Here is a 16,902-nt window from a genome sequence, read left to right as displayed (position 1 = left end):
AGCGCCCCTTGAGGTAAGGCGGATTAAACTGTAGTGCGTATTGGTCCATACCAACTTGAAAACAATCTTATCGTAGCACCAATGGCTGGGATCACCGACAGACCGTTTCGACAACTGTGTCGACGTCTAGGTGCTGGGCTTGCGGTATCAGAAATGTTGTCTTCAAATCCAAAAGTGTGGAAAACCGATAAGTCGCAAAATCGCATGGATCACAGCGGTGAATCGGGCATTCGCTCGGTACAAATCGCAGGAGCAGATCCTGAGTTGATGGCGCAAGCAGCACAATTTAATGTCGCAAACGGTGCGCAGATCATAGATATCAATATGGGCTGCCCCGCTAAGAAAGTGAACAAGAAGCTTGCAGGCTCAGCATTGTTGCAATATCCAGAGTTGGTTGACGAAATCGTAACCGCTGTGGTTGCTGCCGTTGACGTACCTGTGTCGTTAAAAATCCGTACAGGATGGGACACAGACAATCGTAACGGTGTTGAGATTGCTCGCATAGCTGAACGTCGAGGCATTGCTTCGCTAGCCGTGCATGGCCGTACAAGAGCATGTATGTATAAAGGCGAAGCTGAATATGCCACGATCAGAGAAATTAAACGTTCAGTATCTATTCCTGTGGTAGCAAACGGTGACATTACGTCTCCTGAAAAAGCGAAGCAGGTGCTGGAATACACGGGCGCAGATGCCATTATGATTGGTCGAGCCGCCCAAGGTCGTCCTTGGATTTTCCGAGAAATAGACCACTATTTGCGAACCGGTGAACATTTGCCAGAACCTGAAATAGCAGAGGTTCGAGCAATATTGATGGAGCACTTAGTAAACCTTCATCAATTCTATGGTGAGCCAATGGGAGCGCGCATCGCACGCAAGCATGTATCTTGGTATTTGCAGGCCCATGACCAAGAAGGTCAATTTAGGCGAGTATTCAATGCCTTGGAGACGCCAGAAGCGCAAATCGAGGCATTAGAAGACTATTTTGAAACATTAGGGTGAATGAATTTATTCATCCTTCAGGCTAACTAAGAAAGAGACATAACGATGTTCGAACAAAATGTGACTTCTCCATTTATTACTAACGCTCATGTTCAGTCACAAGAGAAACCGCAACCTTTGCGCGATGCAGTTAAAAAAGCTGTACATCACTACCTAAAGCAGCTTAATGGTCAAGACGTACAAGACGTTTATGAGTTAGTTCTTTCTGAGCTTGAAGCGCCTCTACTAGAAGAGGTTATGACTTATACTCGTGGTAACCAGACTCGTGCAGCGATCCTTTTAGGTATCAACCGTGGCACACTTCGCAAGAAGCTAAAAAAATACGGCATGAACTAAGCACTGCTGGTAAAATTTAGTTGATAAAAAAGCACCTCCGGGTGCTTTTTTATTGTTTAAAATTCAGCAGCTAGCGGACATTTATCCTTTTCATATCGCACTTTTCTCATGTTTATCTCGCCTTTTAACATCGTCATCTTAACAATAATGCGCTAAAATACCGGCTTTCTAAGCTAGCCCTTAACTAATCATTGAGGAAACCTGAACCATCATGGATATACATCGTCCAATTCGTCGCGCCCTACTAAGCGTGTCAGATAAAACCGGTATCGTTGAATTCGCCACAGCACTTGCAGCTCAAGGCGTAGAAATTTTATCAACTGGCGGTACTTGCAAACTACTTGCAGACAACGGCATTAAAGTAACAGAAGTATCTGATTACACTGGCCACCCAGAAATCATGGATGGTCGCGTTAAAACGCTTCACCCAAAAGTGCACGGCGGTATCTTAGGACGTCGCGGTCAAGACGAAGACGTCATGACTGAAAACAATATTTCAGCAATCGATATGGTAGTAGTCAACTTATACCCCTTCGCACAAACTGTTGCGAAAGCTGACTGTAGCCTAGAAGATGCAATCGAAAATATCGATATTGGTGGTCCAACAATGGTTCGTGCTGCGGCTAAGAACCACAAAGACGTGACCATTATTGTAAATGCGAGTGACTACAGCCGTGTTATTGAAGAAATGAAGGCGAACTCTGGCTCTACAACATACAAGACACGTTTCGACCTAGCTATTGCGGCCTACGAGCATACCGCACAGTATGACGGCATGATTGCCAACTACTTCGGTAAAATGGTTCCGGATTATACGGAAGAAGCAGCAGAGGAAACCAAATTTCCTCGCACTATCAATATGCAATTCACTAAGAAGCAAGATATGCGCTACGGTGAAAACTCGCATCAAGACGCTGCTTTCTATGTTGAAAACAACATTGAAGAAGCATCCGTCGCGACGGCTAAACAACTTCAAGGTAAAGCGCTGTCTTATAACAATATCGCTGATACCGATGCAGCACTTGAGTGTGTTAAAGAATTTGATAAGCCGGCTTGTGTTATCGTAAAACACGCAAACCCTTGTGGTGTTGCTGTTGATGACAATATTCTTGCCGCCTATGACCGCGCATTTAAGACCGACCCAACTTCTGCCTTCGGTGGTATCATCGCCTTTAACCGAGAGCTAGACGGCGACACGGCGGAAGCCATTGTAGCACGTCAGTTTGTTGAAGTTATCATCGCACCGAGCGTATCAGAAGAAGCCGCACAAATCGTTGCTGCGAAGCAAAATGTACGTTTACTAGAATGTGGCCAGTGGTCAAACAAAACCACTGGTACTGATATTAAGCGTGTTAATGGCGGTATCTTAGTACAAGATCGTGACCAAGGTATGGTTGGTTTGGACGACCTTAAGGTGGTTTCGAAACGTCAACCTACAGAACAAGAACTAAAAGATCTACTGTTCTGCTGGAAAGTCGCTAAATTTGTTAAGTCTAACGCGATTGTTTACGCCCGTGATGGGATGACTATTGGTGTAGGCGCAGGCCAAATGAGCCGCGTATACTCTGCAAAAATCGCGGGGATCAAAGCCGCCGATGAAAACCTAGAAGTACCAGGTTCTGTGATGGCATCTGATGCGTTCTTCCCATTCCGTGATGGCATTGACGCAGCTGCAGCTGCGGGTATTACCGCAGTTATCCAGCCGGGTGGTTCAATGCGTGATGAAGAGGTGATTGCCGCCGCTGATGAAGCAGGAATGGCAATGGTGTTTACCGGCATGCGCCACTTCCGCCATTAATCAATAAAGCGCGAAACTTATGAGTTTCGCGCTTTTTGTTTCAGCTAATTTCCAGTATTCTGGCTACAGCATAATCATAACAGAATGAAGGAAGCTAACGATGAATCTAGGTATGAAATCTCTTATCGCTGCGGCAGTATTTACCACTTTAGTGGGCTGTAACGCGACAGAATCCAACTCCAGCCAAGCTGTACCAAGCGCGATTGCAAAAGCCGTTGCTAGCGACAATCGAGCTGAGAAAAACAGAGCCCGAGACCAATATCGCCACCCAAGTGAAACGCTTGCTTTTTTTGGCATTGAGCCATCAATGACCGTGGTAGAAATTGCACCTGGTGGTGGTTGGTATAGCGAGATTTTAGCGCCGCTGGTTAAAGGTCAAGGCACCTATTATGCAGCGCACTTCCCTGCTGATTCAGATGTTGGCTACTATCAACGCTCATTAAAAGGCTACAAAGACAAAGTAGCAACCAACCCAGACTATAGTGAAGTAAAGATCACCGAATTTGCACCAGTGACACACAGTAATATTGCGCCACAAGGCAGTGCAGACGTGGTACTTACCTTCCGTAACGTGCATAACTGGTACATGGGTAAAGGGGATGAAGGTGTACTTAGCGCGTTCAACGCGTTTAATAAGGCACTGAAACCTGGTGGCATTTTAGGTGTGGTTGAACACCGTCTGCCTGAGCACCGCCAACTTGAAGATCAAAAGTCGTCAGGTTATATGAAGCAAAGTTATGTTGTTGATATCGCCAAGCAAGCTGGGTTTGAATTAGTTGCAAGCAGCGACATTAACGCCAACCCGCTAGACAGCGCCAATCATCCAAAAGGCGTCTGGACTCTGCCACCTCGCTTAGCGCTGGGTGATGAAAAAGCAGCGCAATATAAAGCGATTGGGGAAAGCGACCGCATGACCTTAAAATTCAAAAAGCTTTAATAGGAAAATTTCGCCATGAATGTACTAGTCATTGGCAGCGGTGGACGTGAGCATGCGCTTGCGTTCAAAGCCGCACAAAACCCATCTGTAAAAACAGTTTTTGTAGCACCTGGTAACGCTGGTACTGCGCTTGAGCCTAAACTCGAAAACGTGGCTATCGGCGTTGAAGATATCGATGCCTTAGTCGTCTTCGCTAAAGAAAACAATGTGCAATTAACCATTGTTGGCCCTGAAGCGCCACTAGTTATCGGTGTAGTTGACCGTTTCCGTGACGAAGGCTTAGCTATTTTTGGACCTACTCAAGCGGCAGCACAGTTGGAAGGTTCAAAGTCGTTTACTAAAGACTTTTTAGCACGTCACGATATTCCAACAGCGGCTTATCAAACGTTTGAAGAAATTGAGCCTGCGCTTGCCTACTTGAAAGCGCAAGGTGCACCTATCGTCGTTAAGGCTGATGGTCTTGCTGCTGGTAAAGGGGTCATCGTGGCAATGACCGAAGCGGAAGCGGAAGAAGCTATCCGCGATATGCTTGCAGGTAATGCTTTTGGCGAAGCGGGCAGCCGTGTGGTTATCGAAGAGTTTTTAGAGGGTGAAGAAGCCTCTTTCATCGTCATGGTTGACGGCAAAAATGTACTTCCTTTTGCCACCAGCCAAGATCACAAACGTGCATACGATGGTGATAAAGGCCCAAATACAGGTGGTATGGGTGCATACTCTCCAGCTCCTGTAGTCACGCCAGACATTCATGATCGCATCATGGCCGAAGTGATCAATCCAACGGTTGACGGTATGGCGAAAGAAGGTCACCCTTATACAGGTTTCCTATACGCTGGTTTGATGATCACAGCAGACGGCACACCAAAAGTTATCGAGTATAACTGCCGCTTTGGTGACCCAGAAACACAACCTATCATGTTACGTCTCCAATCTGATTTAGTTGAGCTGATTGAAGCGGCAAACCGTGAAGAGCTTGATCAAACATCGATTGAATTTGATCCGCGAGCGGCTGTTGGTGTTGTGCTTGCAGCTAGTGGCTACCCAGGGAACTACCCTAAGGGTGACGCTATTTCAGGTCTTCAAGTGAACTATCCTGAAGGTGAAAAAGTGTTCCATGCTGGTACTAAGCAAGATGGCGAGCATGTAGTCACTGCTGGTGGTCGAGTATTGTGTGCGACGGCCCTTGGCCACACAGTAACGGAAGCGCAAAAACGCGCCTACTCTCTAGTGAAAGACATTCACTGGGATGGCGTAGAATACCGCACAGATATCGCATATCGTGCAATCGCACGCGAAAGCTAATTCACGTTAAGCTTTGCAAGGCCAGCCCGACGCTGGCCTTTTTCATTTTTACACACTGCGTTTCTAAGTTTGTAATGGTATCCTACCCTTTTATGAGCATTTTTAGGGGCAAAGATGCAAGTACAAGGTACACTCAGCAAGTTAAAGTCAGCGCTTGTTGAACCTATTCAATATCAATTACCCGTGGGTGATAACTTAGTATCGCTCAACGATTACTTTGGAAAACCAGTTACCCTTACCTTCACCGGCAATATATTTTGCAGTAGCTGTGGTAAAAAAACCAAAAAGAGCTATTCGCAAGGCCACTGTTTCGTGTGTATGAGAAAACTCGCTAGCTGCGACATGTGCATTATGAAGCCAGAGACCTGCCACTATGATCAAGGCACCTGTCGTGAACCCCAATGGGGCGAAGAGAACTGTATGATCCCGCACTATGTGTATTTGGCCAATACCTCAGGTCTTAAAGTTGGGATCACTCGTCACACGCAGATCCCAACGCGTTGGGTAGATCAAGGCGCAACGCAAGCACTGCCGATTTTTAAGGTGCAGACCCGTCACCAGTCAGGATTAGTGGAAGTGGCACTGGCTCAGTTTATTGCCGATAAGACTAACTGGCGCAATATGCTCAAAGGCATCAATCCTGAAATTGACCTCAAAGCAGAAGCCGCTAAGCTTATTCCCGAGATCCAAACAAAGCTCGACGAACTTGCTGAACTCTTTGGTGCAACCGCCATTGAAGTGCTGGACGAGGAAGTAGTTGATCTCACTTTCCCTGTAGAGCAGCACCCGAGTAAAATCAGCTCGTTTAACTTTGATAAAGACCCTGTAGTATCAGGCGTGCTTGAAGGGATCAAAGGCCAATATCTTATTTTTGATAATGGCGTGATCAATATTCGTAAGTTTACTTCTTACGAAATTACCTTCTCTGACGAATAAAATGCATGCCAATCGTCTTCTGTAAGTGGCTTACAGAAGACGTAACCTTGGATTGTATGACAACCTAGCTTGCGCAGGTAACGTTTCTGTACAGGCTTTTCAACGCCCTCAGCTACAACTTGCAGGTTTAATGCCTTAGCCATCGCCACAATTGCCGAAACAATTTCGCTGTTGCCATATTCATCGGGCACTTTAGCAATAAAACTAGCATCTATTTTTAGGATATCGATGGGCAGTTTAGCCAAGTAACTGAGCGCAGAATACCCTGTACCAAAGTCATCAATCGCCAGTTTTACACCCAGCTCCTTGAGTTTTTTCAAGGTGTACTTAGCCTCAAGCAGATTACCGATAAAGCTATTTTCGGTAAGCTCAAGCTCAAGATATTTGCCGTCGACGTTGTGCTTCTTTAATGCCTGCGCAACACATTGATAAAGGTCGCCTTGAGTGACATGAGACGCCGAGATATTAATCGCCAAGCGCCTAATATCAACACCGGCGCGTTGCCATTTAGCCAAGTGCTGACAGGCTTTATCTATTACCCACTGATCTAAACGAATAATAAGCCCAAGCTCCTCTGCTAATGGAATAAATTGAGCCGGCGAGATCATCCCAAGATTTGGGTCGCGCCATCGCAGCAAACACTCAACACTGGAAATACGACTGCTGGTTAAGCACTGCAAGGGTTGAAAATGCAGTTCAAATTCATCATTTTCTAAGGCATTCTGAAAACGGCTTAGCATGGATAAGCGCTCAAATGAGCGTGCATTCATCGAAGCTTCGAATAATTGGAAGGAGTTGCGCCCTACTTCTTTGGAGCGATACATCGCAACATCGGCGTGTTTAAGCAATGTTTCCGTGTCATGACCATCTTCGGGATAAATAGCAGCCCCCATCGAGGCCGTCGCTGCCACCTGCATATCACCAAGTTGAAAGGGGCTCGATAGTGCCATCAACATTTGGTCAGCAAACTCAATGACCTCCGACATACCATTCACTTCGCTCAGAAGCACAACAAATTCGTCGCCCCCAAGTCGCGCTAGCGTGTCACCTTCGTTCAGAATAGACTTTATCCGCTCACTAACCTGTACCAATAACTCATCTCCGGCGCTGTGACCAAGAGAGTCATTCACTTCCTTAAAGCGGTCTAAATCTATAAACATCACACTGAGTTTTTGTTTATAGCGGTGCGCTGATGCCAATGCCATAGAGAGTCTGTCGTAAAATAAGCGGCGATTAGGCAGCCCAGTCAATTCATCAAAATAAGCTAAGCGAGCAATTTTTTCTTCAGCATTTTTGCGCTCCGTAATGTCACTAAAAATGGCCGCGTAGAGCATGTCGTCACTGTACGGCTCTCTGATCTCAATAATCGTGAGCCATTCAACATAAATCTCACCGCTCTTTTTGCGGTTGCAGATCTCACCCTGCCACACACCAGTTTCTCTGAGCGTTTTCCACATGCTCTGATAATAGCATTCATCATGTAGCCCAGAGCTCAATATGCTGGGGTTTTTCCCTAGTACTTCATAATCTTTGTAGCCAGTAAGCGCACTAAACGCGGGGTTGATCTGGATTATTTCACCTGAACTTTTGGTGATCATGATACCATCGAGAGAAGCATCAATGATGCGGTTTGCTAGATAAAGATTCTTCTCCGATTTTTGCAGTGCAATATCACGTTGTACTAGGACTTTTTCCAGCTCGCTACAATACGCAGTTTCGATTTCAGTCAGGACATTTTTGAGCGCTAATAGCCCTATCACTTGTTGCGAGTCTGGAGAAGTCACCACCAAATGACGAATGGAGTTTACCGTCATCAGCCGGTAAGCATCGAATAGGCTGTCTTTTGGCGTCATGGAAAGCATTGGATAGCTAGCTAATTGCCAGCAAGGCTGACGCCAATCAGGGTTGAGAATAATGTACGCAATATCACGCTGAGTAATAATGCCATACTCATTTAATTCACGGTTATACACCAGCACAGCGGTAAGCTTAAGCTCACGCATATTATTGATAACATCAGAGACGCAGTCTTCACTGTCTAAAATCACAATGCTCGAGTCAAAGTGTTGCTCAATTGGTCTAAAATGCAAATAATGGTCGAGCCCTTGGCTGCGCACAATATCGGATAAAGAGACCACACCACAAGGCAGATTATCCTGGTCCACCACAAGTAAGTGACGGATCCCTAGTTGGTGGAACTTGACCGTCGCCTCACTCAAGGTTTTATCTATTTGAATTTTTTGCACCGGTGTAGTCATCACTTCCCGGATCGGCACCTGGGAAAAATCAGGATCGTTAAAGTTGAGCTTAACGCAATCCGACTCAGTCCAGATACCAATAATGTCATCGGCACGGGTAATAAAGATCGAGCTCACTCTGCTCGCTCGCATTTGCGCAACCGCATCATATAGACTGGTTTGCTCATCGCAACATAACAAGCTATTGGTAAATACTTCTTTGATCTGTAACTGACGTGAATCACCAACCATAAGCACACTCTCGCAATATTATTCCAATTTGAAGTATACTGGGCGACACTTTTGATAACTTGACCAAGAACAAATTATGGCGATAAAAACCTATCCTTTATTGCTGGTATTGGACCAAAGTATAGAGTTTATCGAAGATGAAAAAGCACTAAGAGATGCAACGCATCTGCTCGATGATGCGTCACTCAAACGTGTAATTCTAGTATACACAAACGATTGCTGTAGCAACGTACAAGGTGCACCTGTGCAATGTATTGAGTTGAAATATTTAACCGAATTAGTGCAACAATATCTCGTTGACGAAGGCCAGTGTTGTGTGAGCAAAATCCAACTGAGAAATACTCAGCAGGCTTTTGATTTATTAAGTCTAAGCTAACCGGCTTCAACCAGCGCTTTGATATGTGTCACGGCGCTGCGGCCTAAAGAAGAAAGATCATAGCCCCCTTCTAAGTAGGAAATAATCCCCAAACAGTCCGATGAGTTTGCAAACTCAACCACTTGCTCAGTAAACCACTGGTAATCTTGTTCAACAAACTTGAGCCCACCCATATCATCTTCTAAATGACCATCAAACCCTGCACTGATAAAAATGAGCTGAGGTTTAAATGATTGCAGCTTAGGTAACCATTGCTGCTCCACCAAGGCTTTTAAGTCTGTGCCATCCGCTCCCGCACTCAACGGGGAATTGATAAGTGTTTGATGATTCTCAATCGCGGTATTTGGATAAAAAGGGTGTTGAAACAAAGAGCAAAGTAACACGCTATGATCGTCTTTGAAAATATCTTGTGTGCCATTACCATGATGTACATCGATGTCTAATATAGCCACCCGCTCTACGCCCTTTGTCTTGGCATAAGCGGCAGCAATGGCAACATTATTAAAGACACAAAACCCCGATGAAGTACTTTGATTGGCGTGGTGCCCAGGAGGTCTAACAGAACAAAATGCAGCATCAAGTTTACCTGCAACCACTTCGTCCACCGCAAGTATTCCTGCGCCGACAGCGCGTTCAATCGCTTTCATAGAATCAGGACAAAGCCAAGTGTCGCCGTCTAACTCGGTTAACCCTTCATTAGGGATTTTATCCATTACTTCTTTGATCATGGCTTGATCATGAACCAATGCATAGTGTGAGGTATCGGCTTTCAGCGCCGTTTTGTGCTCAATGGCGATATCAAGTCCAGACGCTAGCAACCTGTCTGATATCGCATCTAACCTCGCAGGACACTCAGGATGTTCCTCGGTCATTTTATGCTTGCGGCAATATGGATGAGTAATAATTGCAGTACGCATAACGAATATACATCCTATGTTAGTTTGCGACGTGGTTGATTTAAATAACCTGAGCTGCGGATAATTAATGCCTTTCTAGCAGCCAGTTTTAGCGCTAACTGCGTTGAATTCACTTCCAATAGCCAGCTATTGGTGCGTAAATTCGCCTTGTTTTCCCTAAAACTTGCTGGCTAGACAAGGAAAAAACTAAGTTGTGCTTTAGCAACAATGAGTTGGAACATTCCTTATCCAAACCTCAGGTTAAATAGCTATCCTTTCACTATATCAAAGCCACATAATTGTGGCTTTGATACTTTGGTATATCCTAATGCTGGATTTCTTTCGCCTTTAAATCCAAGTTATGGAAATCGAAACTAAAGTCGGTTATTTCCGGATTAACAAATTCCATCGCAGCAGACTCAACCCGTTGAGATTTATCCATCACAAAATTGATGTAAGCATCTGCTTCAAGTAATGGCTCATCCCACCGTACCACAAAGGTGTTACCGGTTAGGTGCTCAAGTTTCCCTTTTAAGCGCTTAGTATGCGTAAAATCAATGCGCAGTTCCTTACCGAGCTTTTCCACTACCACATCGCCATACCAAGCGCTAGTTAGTGTCCCCGTGTAGTGGTTTAATGGTAAAGCAGGTTGTGGTTTTGCAACTTCGATTATCCCAGCTTTAGCGTATTTTTCTTGTTGCGCCTTAAAGTAGTCATCGGCGATGATCTGCACCCAGTCTTTATCTTCTAGGCCAAGTGCATCTTCAAACACTTCATTGATAATCGCTGAAAGTGCGGGGTATTTTTGTTGGTTTGATAAGACCACCACACCCAATTTTTTCTCTGGGATCATCGCAACTTGCGACACCATACCTAAAATCCCGCCGCCGTGACCTACCTTTTTATAACCAAAGTAGTCCTCCACTGCCCAGCCAAGGCCGTACCCTCTAAACTGCTGGTGGTATACTTCTGCGGCTTTTGCTGCGGGAATACGTGTAATGTGTGGATGCCACATTTGCACTTGTTGCTCTTGGCTAAATAGCTGCTCGCCAGAAGGTAAGCGACCACCTTCAAGCTGAGTTTGTAACCACTTGGTCATGTCATCCACGTTAGACGCAATGGCGCCAGCACCACGGAAATCTTCTAGGTAGTTAACAAAGAACGGTGTAAGTTTGCCATCCATCGGAATATGGCCAGTCGCCCAATTACTATTGTTAGCTGGGATCCGAGAGAATCCAGCCTTTGAATCATCCATATCCAGCTTGGTAAACATTTCCTGCTCAACAAAATCGCGCCAATCTTTACCACTGACTCGGCTTACGACTTCTCCTGCAACCACAAACATCAAATTGTTATAAGCGTAATGGCTACGGAAACTTGAATCAGGTTTGAGATGTGAAATACCTGCTAGCAATTCTGGCATGGTTTTATCAGTATCAGGCCAGATCATAAGATCGCCCGCCCCAAGACCCAACCCACTTCGATGACTTAATAAATCTCGGATCGTCATCTCTTGAGTAACATAACTATCGTAAAGCTTAAATTCTGGAATGTGTTTGGTGACTTTGTCATCCCAATTCAGTTTGCCTTGATCTATCAACATCGCCAGCGCTGCTGCCGTGAATGCTTTGGTGTTGGATGCAATACCAAACAAGGTATCCGCATTGACCTTGGCTGGCTTATTTAAGTGCGTCACCCCAAAACCCTTGGTCATCACAACCTTGCCATCTTCTACGATACCGATTGCCAAACCTGGAATATTAAATTTTGCCATTGCGCTTTTTACCGCAGTTTCAACATCTTGTTGGTTTACTGCCGCACTTGCCTGCGCACTAAGAAAACTTGCTGCAACTAGGCCGGAGGTTAATAGCCATTGTTTTATTTTCATTATTTTTCCTTGGATTTTTGCCACAACTAATCATGATGTTACGAGTTAGGCCTTAAGGTTTAACTTTGTAGCATCACAGTGGTAGATGGCTAATTCTTGTTGTTGTCTGTCACTATTATTATCTGTAACGTGTGGTTGCGCCGAAATTGCCTGTAAATAGCTGGTTGGAAACTGATGCTCCTTTGCCCCAGCGAACACATGATGTAAGTACCAATCGAAAGGTAATTGTTGTTCCACAAAAGTGTTAGCAATATAGCACCAGGCGTCCACGATACCGCCATCTTGTCTTTCAACTGGCAAGCAATGACAGCTGTAGCGCTCCCCTTCAATGTCGTCCAATCGCGCCTTTTCTTGCTCATCCAACGCATACAAAACGCCATAAACATGGCTATTTACTTCAGTGCTCGGCGTAATACTGCACTTGGCTGAACCATCGGTGCTCAACATATCAAAAGTCAGCCGATAGCCATGCAATTTCCCCACTCCAAGTAGCTTCGCTTGTGGTAAGCGAGCAAGCAAACGTGCAGTCGACATATTTGAACCAAAGCTAAAGTTAATAATGTTTTTGTCACACATTAGACCACCAATCTTACTGCAAGCAATAACATGATCACACCGATCCCGCGATCAAACCAATGTCCTGCACGACGAAAAAATTGTCTTACCCTTGTTTTTGATAAAACTAAAGATAAAAACGAAAACCAAGCCCAGGTAGCCAACGCCATATAAACACCGTAAAACAACTGCACACTGCTTGGTGTGGTTGGCTCAATCACTAAGGTAAAAAGCGATAAGAAAAACAACGTTGCTTTGGGATTTAAGGCATTGACTAAAAAGCCTCGCTTTAACGCAGTCCAATTAGACTCAGTAACAGCGTGTTCAGTGATATTTTCTTGCTCTGAATTGGGTTTTGCATACCGCAACGCTTGAACACCAAGGTAAGCGAGGTAAAGCGCGGCTAAGTATTTTACTGCTGTGAACAAGGTTTCAGATTGAGATAGCAGTAACGCAACCCCCAATAAGCAATAACTGACATGTACTAAAATACCAAGGCCAACGCCAAAACTTGTCCAAAGGGCGTTTGCTCTACCCTGCTGTACACTTTGTTTAAGCACTATCGCAAAATCAGGACCGGGACTTGCGACAGCAAAAAAATGTGCCAGCGCAATTAAGATAAACTCATCAAGATAAACGAGCATGTGCATGCTCCTGTAAGGCCAGTAAATCACCTCGCTCTGAGTTATCCATTAAGGTATTAATTTGCTTTTTCGCCTTTTTATACTGACTCACAAGGTGTGACTTAAGATGCTTATGACCATCTTTCACCCCTTTAAAATGGCATACTAGGGCATGCACAAAAACACTCTGCTGCTCCGTCAGTGCAGCTTTTCGGTTGGCATATTGGTTGTAGCAAGAACCACATCCTCCCCTAAAGTGATATACGGTATTAGACACCATGACCCCAAAGCCAAAAAAGCTCGCCAGCACATCACAAGCCGCGTCTAATTGCGCTTCCCCACCTGGAGGTAACACGCCACGCTGTAAAATTAAAACTTTTGCCATAACACCTGCATAACTGGCGATCAGATCTTGAGGCTGATTTATTTGATTGGGATTATAAGAAATCAAAATAGGCGCAGCCGGTTCAGCGATAACCGCTTGCTCACCGCGCCAACGCCCTGCAATGTTTAACTTAGTCATGCTGGTCGACGCGAGCATGCGTTCAGGCGCAACCAAAGTGATTGGCCACCGTTGTAATCCCGCATAGGACTTTACTCGGGAGAAAACCACTGCCGCCATCTCTTCAATACTGGATACCGGCTCAGGAAAACAACTGAGAGTCGGAGTAATGATCTGCGTTTCATTTAAAAAGTACTCGCCATCAAAATGCTCAAATGCCCAGACAAAGGTATCAATTAACCATTGGGTTTCTTCATCGCTAAGCAAAGGTGAGACTTTAAATAAGGACAGCATGCTAATAATTCACTCTTTTCTGGAATAACCCCTGATAAATAGCATAAACTCTGAGCCTAATGCAAAAACATGGAGTTTCACATGCCACACTTTATTCTCGAACACTCAGCTAATTTGCCAATTGACACCGAGGCATTAGTATCACAGGTGCAGCAATTTGCCTGTGCAAGTGGCTTGTTTGATCCAACTTCCGTCAAAACCCGTGCTGTTGCTTTTGAGCATTTTCAGTTAGGTGATGGCAAACAAGGATTTATTCACCTACAAATCCATATGATGGCTGGTAGAACATTAGAGCAAAAACAAATGCTCACGGAAGGTGCTCTAAAGCTTTTGCTCGCAAAGGTCGGGGAGCATTTTGCTCTCAGTGTCCATTGTTATGATTTATTATCCGATATTTACCGCAAAAACTAATTTATTATTCGAGTTATTTAGCTATGAAATTTCCATGTAGATTGGAGAAATTTTTGAGCCACGTTGCAGAGATGCCGCGCAGCAAGGTCAAAATTAATATTAAAAAAGGTCTAGTTACCGTCAATGGCAATGTCGTCAAAAAAGGCGATATTCAAGTCACCCAAGCAGACCATATTACTTTCGATGGCAAACGCCTAGAGTATTTGGGTTTACGCTACTATATGCTAAACAAACCACAAGGTTATGTATGTGCAAATAGTGATGAATTACACCCTACAGTATTCGATTTAATCGAAGAACCTAACTTAAAAGATTTTCATGTTGCAGGTAGACTGGACATCGATACGACGGGCTTGGTTCTGCTCACGAACGATGGTGATTGGTCTCATCAAATCACCTCGCCAAAGAAACAAAAGTTTAAAACTTATGTACTAGAAAGTCGCGATGAACTCACTGAAGAAGCGCTAACACAGCTTGAGCAAGGCGTTGAGTTACATGGTGAAAGACAAGCAACCTTACCAGCAAAAGCCGAGCTTATTGATAAATTTGCACTACGCTTATCTATTTGCGAAGGAAAATATCATCAAGTAAAGCGCATGCTTGCCGCAGTTGGCAACCAAGTAGTTGAACTTCATAGAGAAAACATTGCAGGGATCGAACTTGATCCAACCCTTGCTGAGGGAGAATATCGCCCGTTAACTGATGAAGAAATAAGCATAATTAATGCAAATTAGTCTTCACCCTTAAGTAGTATGAGTAAATATCATCTCAAAATAACCCGCATAGGGCATTAACCTACTTACAAACTCCCCCTAAACATGCTAAATCATGTAATGAGAGTATTTTTAGGGGGCGATCCTGTGTTTTCTAGTTTCACATTAAAAGCAAAAATAATTACCTTTGCCGCCGCAATATTTGTTTCATTACTTGCCGTTGCCTTTGTAGGTCTTCAAGCTCTGCGCCATGCCAGTGAAAGCGATAATATTGCACGTATCAACCAATTAATGAAAAGCACCATTAATATTGTTAAACAGTTTGAGCACTTTGCAGAGCAAGGAAAACTGACTGAGCAACAAGCAAAAGAGATGGCAATTCAGGTTTTAAGAGAAAATAAATACCATGACTCTGAGTATGTGTATGTTGTTAATGATAAAATGGACTTCGTAGCAACACCTCATGACCCCCAACTACATAACACCAGCTTTAATGACTTTGAAGATGCTGACGGCAAAAGCATAGGCAGCATGGTGAAGCGCTTAGTCGGTAACCAATTTGATCAGATCATTACCTACAATTGGACCTCACTACGAGATGGAGAAGTTGTCGACCTGACCTCAGTGGTTCAAAAAACCCCAGGATTTGGCTGGTACGTCGGCACAGGTATTAGTTATAAAGAAGTGAATGAGCGCTATTGGGACACCGCAATCTGGTTAGTTGCACTTTCTTTAGTGGTTGCCGTTGCATTAACCACCGCACTTGCGCGGTTTGGACTGTCTTTGAATAACAAACTTGGTGCTGAAATCAATGATGTACTCGAAATCGTAAAACATGTTTCAAGAGGAAACCTGACTACACCAATCAATACTGATGAATGCCAAGATTATAGTATTCTCGCAGCCATGGCCTATATGCAAGGCGGACTAAGAGGTGTAGTTGAAGGACTTAAGGAAGCAACCAAGGCGCTACAAAACCAAACATCAGACAGCGAGGTACGCTCAGTAGAACTTGAGAATCTAACTCGTAGTTTAAATGCAGAAACTCAGATGGTGGCTTCAGCAATTACCGAACTCACAGCATCAGCACAAACCGTCGTCGAACATGCCGAGCAAGCTGCAGATTCAGTTCAAGAGGCTGAAAAGCAAGGTAATGCAGCCGACAAACTGACCGCCCAGGCAGCGACTGAAATTGCATTATTAGAGCAACAAATTGACAGCGCTGGTAATAACATTCAAGTGCTAGATGAAGAAGTATCTAACATAGCCAATGTACTTACCGTTATCCAATCTATCGCCGAGCAAACCAACTTACTGGCACTCAATGCTGCGATAGAAGCAGCACGAGCTGGAGAGCAAGGACGAGGCTTTGCTGTCGTAGCGGACGAGGTCAGACAGCTTGCTCAGCGCACTCAAACCAGTACAGAAGAGATCCGTACCATGATCACTAAGCTGCAAAGTGCGACTCAAGATGCGAAGGCTTCGGTAAGTTTGAGTATTGCAACAAGTGAAAAGACGGTGAGTATGTCATCTAAAGCTTCCCAAGCGCTTGTGCAAGTCGCCGACTCTTTAAAATCTATATCACAGATGAGTCATCAAATAGCTCAAGCAGCCAAAGAGCAATTGGATGCAGGTGAAGATACAGCCAAACGTGTTGTTATTATTTCTGATACCGCATCGCAAACGGCTAGCGTCTCAGAAAAAGCGCATAAAGCGACAGATACGATTAAATCATTATCCGGAAATCTGGAGCTTGAGATGGCTAAATTTAAGGTGTAAAAAACTAATTTTATCTTTACTTTTCATACCATTAGAATAGTGTAAATATATCTAAACTATTATTTGAAAAT

General features: G+C 44.4%; 16 protein-coding genes. 10 read left to right on the top strand and 6 right to left on the bottom strand.

Going from position 1 to position 16,902, the window contains the following annotated elements:
* The first annotated feature begins 33 nt into the window (after positions 1-33).
* The 6 genes from dusB to NO992_RS12330 all read left to right on the top strand — a co-directional run bounded on the left by dusB (position 34) and on the right by NO992_RS12330 (position 6,305).
* Positions 34-999: a tRNA dihydrouridine synthase DusB gene (gene dusB, locus NO992_RS12355; protein ID WP_045962649.1), complete on the top strand. Its 966-nt coding sequence runs from the start codon at positions 34-36 to the stop codon at positions 997-999.
* Positions 1,000-1,044: 45 nt separating this feature from the next.
* Positions 1,045-1,335, top strand: a complete 291-nt coding sequence (gene fis, locus NO992_RS12350) for a DNA-binding transcriptional regulator Fis (RefSeq protein WP_010374122.1) — start codon at positions 1,045-1,047, stop codon at positions 1,333-1,335.
* Positions 1,336-1,546: 211 nt separating this feature from the next.
* Positions 1,547-3,133 (top strand): bifunctional phosphoribosylaminoimidazolecarboxamide formyltransferase/IMP cyclohydrolase, encoded by a 1,587-nt coding sequence (gene purH / locus NO992_RS12345; protein ID WP_010374124.1) that lies wholly within the window; start codon positions 1,547-1,549, stop codon positions 3,131-3,133.
* A gap of 100 nt (positions 3,134-3,233) precedes the next feature.
* Complete coding sequence (locus NO992_RS12340) at positions 3,234-4,070, top strand: class I SAM-dependent methyltransferase (protein ID WP_010374126.1); 837 nt, start codon at positions 3,234-3,236, stop codon at positions 4,068-4,070.
* A gap of 15 nt (positions 4,071-4,085) precedes the next feature.
* Positions 4,086-5,369 (top strand): phosphoribosylamine--glycine ligase, encoded by a 1,284-nt coding sequence (gene purD / locus NO992_RS12335; RefSeq protein ID WP_010374128.1) that lies wholly within the window; start codon positions 4,086-4,088, stop codon positions 5,367-5,369.
* Between the two features lie 114 nt (positions 5,370-5,483).
* A complete protein-coding gene (locus NO992_RS12330) occupies positions 5,484-6,305 on the top strand; it encodes a DUF2797 domain-containing protein (protein WP_010374130.1) in 822 nt (273 codons plus the stop codon).
* Here NO992_RS12330 and NO992_RS12325 read toward each other — a convergent pair.
* Positions 6,278-8,794: an EAL domain-containing protein gene (locus tag NO992_RS12325; RefSeq protein WP_371377514.1), complete on the bottom strand. Its 2,517-nt coding sequence runs from the start codon at positions 8,792-8,794 to the stop codon at positions 6,278-6,280. The genes NO992_RS12330 and NO992_RS12325 overlap by 28 nt on opposite strands.
* 76 nt (positions 8,795-8,870) lie before the next feature.
* Between NO992_RS12325 and NO992_RS12320 the strand changes: the two genes are divergently transcribed.
* On the top strand, positions 8,871-9,170 hold the full coding sequence (locus NO992_RS12320; protein ID WP_010374135.1) for a DUF4144 family protein: 300 nt from the start codon (positions 8,871-8,873) through the stop codon (positions 9,168-9,170).
* Here NO992_RS12320 and NO992_RS12315 read toward each other — a convergent pair.
* From NO992_RS12315 to NO992_RS12295, 5 genes are all read right to left on the bottom strand, one after another.
* Positions 9,167-10,087, bottom strand: coding sequence for a histone deacetylase family protein (locus NO992_RS12315; protein WP_010374136.1), 921 nt, complete (start codon positions 10,085-10,087; stop codon positions 9,167-9,169). The two genes, NO992_RS12320 and NO992_RS12315, sit on opposite strands and share 4 nt — an antisense overlap.
* A gap of 304 nt (positions 10,088-10,391) precedes the next feature.
* A complete protein-coding gene (locus NO992_RS12310) occupies positions 10,392-11,954 on the bottom strand; it encodes a serine hydrolase (protein ID WP_253106031.1) in 1,563 nt (520 codons plus the stop codon).
* A gap of 45 nt (positions 11,955-11,999) precedes the next feature.
* Positions 12,000-12,530 (bottom strand): gamma-glutamylcyclotransferase family protein, encoded by a 531-nt coding sequence (locus NO992_RS12305; protein WP_010374140.1) that lies wholly within the window; start codon positions 12,528-12,530, stop codon positions 12,000-12,002.
* The gene (locus NO992_RS12300; RefSeq protein WP_010374142.1) at positions 12,530-13,153 is read right to left on the bottom strand and encodes a LysE family transporter; all 624 of its coding nucleotides are present in this window, start codon (positions 13,151-13,153) and stop codon (positions 12,530-12,532) included. Before NO992_RS12300 ends, NO992_RS12305 begins: the two co-directional genes overlap by 1 nt.
* Positions 13,137-13,928, bottom strand: coding sequence for a hypothetical protein (locus NO992_RS12295; RefSeq protein WP_371377509.1), 792 nt, complete (start codon positions 13,926-13,928; stop codon positions 13,137-13,139). The genes NO992_RS12300 and NO992_RS12295 overlap by 17 nt, the downstream gene beginning before the upstream one ends.
* Positions 13,929-14,009: 81 nt before the next feature.
* On the opposite strand from NO992_RS12295, the gene NO992_RS12290 reads away from it, so the two are divergent.
* From NO992_RS12290 to NO992_RS12280, 3 genes are all read left to right on the top strand, one after another.
* The gene (locus tag NO992_RS12290; RefSeq protein WP_010374147.1) at positions 14,010-14,339 is read left to right on the top strand and encodes a 5-carboxymethyl-2-hydroxymuconate Delta-isomerase; all 330 of its coding nucleotides are present in this window, start codon (positions 14,010-14,012) and stop codon (positions 14,337-14,339) included.
* A 23-nt stretch (positions 14,340-14,362) separates the two neighbouring features.
* On the top strand, positions 14,363-15,073 hold the full coding sequence (rsuA, locus tag NO992_RS12285; protein ID WP_026345592.1) for a 16S rRNA pseudouridine(516) synthase RsuA: 711 nt from the start codon (positions 14,363-14,365) through the stop codon (positions 15,071-15,073).
* A 99-nt stretch (positions 15,074-15,172) separates the two neighbouring features.
* Positions 15,173-16,831: a methyl-accepting chemotaxis protein gene (locus NO992_RS12280; RefSeq protein ID WP_371377505.1), complete on the top strand. Its 1,659-nt coding sequence runs from the start codon at positions 15,173-15,175 to the stop codon at positions 16,829-16,831.
* Positions 16,832-16,902 lie beyond the last annotated feature (71 nt).

Origin of the sequence: Pseudoalteromonas sp. DY56-GL79 (genome assembly GCF_041414765.1) — a bacterium.
In the GTDB taxonomy this organism is placed as follows: domain Bacteria; phylum Pseudomonadota; class Gammaproteobacteria; order Enterobacterales; family Alteromonadaceae; genus Pseudoalteromonas; species Pseudoalteromonas piscicida.
The sequence above is the reverse complement of the archived record's forward strand: the minus strand, read 5'-3'. Positions and strand labels throughout refer to the sequence as shown.